The organism is Streptomyces sp. SID12501 (assembly GCF_010550245.1).
In the GTDB taxonomy this organism is placed as follows: Bacteria; Actinomycetota; Actinomycetes; order Streptomycetales; family Streptomycetaceae; genus Streptomyces.
The window spans coordinates 1-397 of record NZ_JAAGLU010000978.1 but is presented as its reverse complement, the minus strand read 5'-3'; the positions used below and the strand labels follow the sequence as shown (position 1 = coordinate 397).

The window sequence follows — 397 nt, the reverse complement described above, 5'->3', positions numbered from 1 at the left end:
GACTACCGGGGCAAGCGGAGCCGAGGCGAGAACGAAGACGTGCTGAACGGCTACCGCGGAATCGTGCGAGCCGTGGACGCCGAGCGCCGGGTTCTGGTCGAGTGGCGCGAGAAGACCGCCGACGGACACCGCGACGTCGCCGAATGGGTCGACGCCGACTACATCGCACAAGGCGGACTCAGCCTCGGATACGCGATCACCGGCCACAAGTCCCAGGGCCTCAGCGTCCAGGAGGCACTGGTCTACGGCCCCGGCGCGCAGGCGAACGCGCTCTACACAATGATGAGCCGCGACAAGAAGGAGTCCCACCTCTTCCTGCCGCTGTCCGTCTACGAGTCCGATGCCGACCGTGCTCGTGGAGGTGCCGCGCTCACCGAGCAGGAACAGCTTGCCCGCG

Annotated in this window: 1 pseudogene; it reads left to right on the top strand. The window is 67.5% G+C overall.

Annotation, left to right across the window (positions count from 1 at the left end):
* Positions 1–63 precede the first annotated feature (63 nt).
* Positions 64–397, top strand: a pseudogene (locus G3I71_RS49435) (hypothetical protein); the annotation flags it as partial.